Annotated in this window: 2 protein-coding genes; one reads left to right on the forward strand and one right to left on the reverse strand. The window is 31.9% G+C overall.

Features of this window, described 5'->3' with window-relative positions:
• Nucleotides 1–1071: endonuclease Q family protein (locus VLM92_RS12825; protein ID WP_325276728.1), on the reverse strand; the 1071-nt coding region annotated here is incomplete at its 3' end.
• A gap of 373 nt (nucleotides 1072–1444) precedes the next feature.
• Here VLM92_RS12825 and dnaN point away from each other — a divergent pair.
• Complete coding sequence (gene dnaN, locus VLM92_RS12830) at nucleotides 1445–2563, forward strand: DNA polymerase III subunit beta (protein ID WP_325276729.1); 1119 nt, start codon at nucleotides 1445–1447, stop codon at nucleotides 2561–2563.
• The last annotated feature ends 170 nt before the right edge of the window (nucleotides 2564–2733 follow it).

The following is a 2733-nucleotide window of genomic DNA, read 5'->3' on the forward strand; positions in this document are numbered from 1 at the left end:
GTCTTTGTATGTACCCATAACTTTTTTTGATTTCGGACCAACTTTTAAAACCTCAGCCAAGATCTCTACTAGTGGAATAATATTGTAGTAGGGATGATAATTTTTCGGTTTAGTATTTTCCGTTCGATCTGCCAGTTCCTCTACCCGGTACAAAACACCCAGGGTGAGCGGTTTTTCACAAACAGGACATATACCTCCTTGTTTCCTTGTCTGTTTGGGCCAAAAACGAACATCACAATTTCTATGTCCATCAATATGATATTTTCCCTCTTCCGGAAAAAATTCTAACGTACCCAAAAACCTTTCAGGATTACCACTTTTAATGGCAGACTTTATAGCTGAAAAAGAAAGGTCCGTATTGAACAGATTTGCCTCTCTCCCGAGTTTTAATGGTGAATGTGCATCAGAATTTGAAATCAATGTGAGTCCATCCAGTGCGGATACCCGCCAATTCATCGACGGATCTGATGACAGCCCTGTCTCAACCGAAAATATAAAAGGCGTTAAATCCTCAAAACATTCATCTAATGTATCGAAACCTGATTTTGATCCAAACAATGAAAACCATGGGGTCCAAATATGAGCTGGAATAAGAAATGCCTGATCAGATGTCTCGAGAAGTATTTCTAATAGATCCCTTGCATCAAGACCAAGTATCGGCCTTCCATCGGATTTTATATTTCCAACCTTATCTAATTTTGAATTAAAATTCTCAGCCTTTTTTAAATTGGGTAGAAACACAAGATTATGATTTTTGCGGGTTTTATTATTTTTTTTATATATATTACTAATTTCCGAAACCAACATAAATCGCACTTTATTACGACATGATTTCGGAACTTTTTGATCGCATAATTTGGCAATTTCATCTTTTAGCTTAAACATTCCAGGTTCCGCTGGTACTAGTTTTTCTTTTATTTCAGCAAACCATCCCGGATGAGTAAAATCACCGGTTCCAATAACCGTTAATCCTTTAAGTTGAGCTGATATATATAGGTTTTCAAAATCCAAATTCTTCGCCGTTGCCCTGGAAAAACGCGAATGAACATGAAAATCAGCAATAAATTTCATAATCTCTTCTTTGGCATTCGTTTATTGGCAAATCCACATTAAAAACACTTGTAACATTCTTATAAACGGTATATATTCTTATATCAAATAAAAATAAGCACTATATATGGTATTTTAAAAGTTTTACATTGCTTTTTAAACGCTCATTATAACACCTGCTTTTTATATTGATATTTTTTTAATAAATAACTACTTATTAACAATAAATTTTATACTTTTTATAATCTATCCATTCTAATTATTTTCTAAACTTTTTTTGAACAGTGTTAATACATTTTTTTTCTGTTATTTAAATAAATTATACAATTATTATCGTTATGAACAATGTTTATTTATTATTATATATTTATATAAAAAAAATAAGGAATAAAGTATGAAATTTAAAATTAATAAAAACGATATCCTTGATATACTGTCTAAGGTACAAGGAATAACCGGACGAAAAAGCAACCTGGCTATTACATCAAACATCCTAATAAAAACAACAGATAAAGGAATTATACTAACTGTAACTGACCTTGAAACAGGTTTTGAAGGTTTATATCCAGCTACCATAGAAAAAAAAGGGGTATTAACGATAAATTCAAGAAAGTTTTACGAAATTGTTAGAGAGTTTCCAAGTGAAGAAATACAAATTAGTGAATCTGATAACTATTGGATTAAAATAGGTAACAAAAATGTAGAATACAATATGGTTGGATTAAATCCAGATGATTTTCCGGAAACACCGATAATAGAAAATGTTGACTTTTTTACCATCGATTCTGAAGTTTTTAGAAAAATGATTGAAAAAACAATCATTATTACAGGTGCTTCTGATGAAAAAAGGACCCACATCACCGGTATATATTTTGAAGTTATTCATCAGGAGGATAAAAACCTTGTAAGAATGGTTTCAACTGATGGCAATCGGCTTTCAAAAGCAGATTGTATTTATGAAAAAGATATACAACTGCCTCAAGCTTTCGGTGTACTCATTCCTAAAAAGGGAATGAATGAAGTTATAAAATTTTTAGATCCTTCAGGAACCGTTCAAATTGGTGTTAAAAATAATAATTTTATTATTAAAAAGGATTATGAGACCGTCATTATAAGACTTCTTGAAGGAGACTTTCCTGAATATGGCGATATTATACAAAGAGGATCTTCTTATGCAATCCATTTGGATAAAAAAAAGTTTTTGATGATGCTAAAAAGAATGTCAATTTTATCTTCTGAAGACTACAAAGGAGTTATTTTTAACTTTAAAGACAACAATATCTCTATTACCACAACAAACCCGGATCTGGGTGAATCAAAAGAAGATATGAATATAGACTTTAAAGGGGATCCCATTGAAGTTGCATTTAATCCCAGATACATCATAGAAATATTAAGCGTAATTGACACTGAAAAAGTTGTTGTTAATATAATCGATAAAGAAAAACCGTGTTTAATCGAAGGGGAAAACGATGATACATATTTAAGTGTCATCATGCCGATGAGAATATGAAAACAGAAGAAAACATATATAATGCTGACCAAATAAAAGTTCTCGAAGGGCTTGAAGCAGTTAGAAAAAGGCCGTCTATGTATATCGGGAACGTTAGTATTGAGGGGCTTCATCATTTGGTCTACGAAGTCGTGGATAACAGTATTGATGAAGCTATGGCGGGTTATTGT

The organism is Romboutsia sp., from assembly GCF_035470145.1.
Taxonomy (GTDB): domain Bacteria; phylum Bacillota; class Clostridia; order Peptostreptococcales; family Peptostreptococcaceae; genus Romboutsia_D.

Bases quoted from the DNA above. Each gene is read 5' to 3' on its own strand.
- dnaN (WP_325276729.1), top strand. From the start codon at position 1,445: ATGAAATTTAAAATTAATAAAAACGATATCCTTGATATACTGTCTAAG.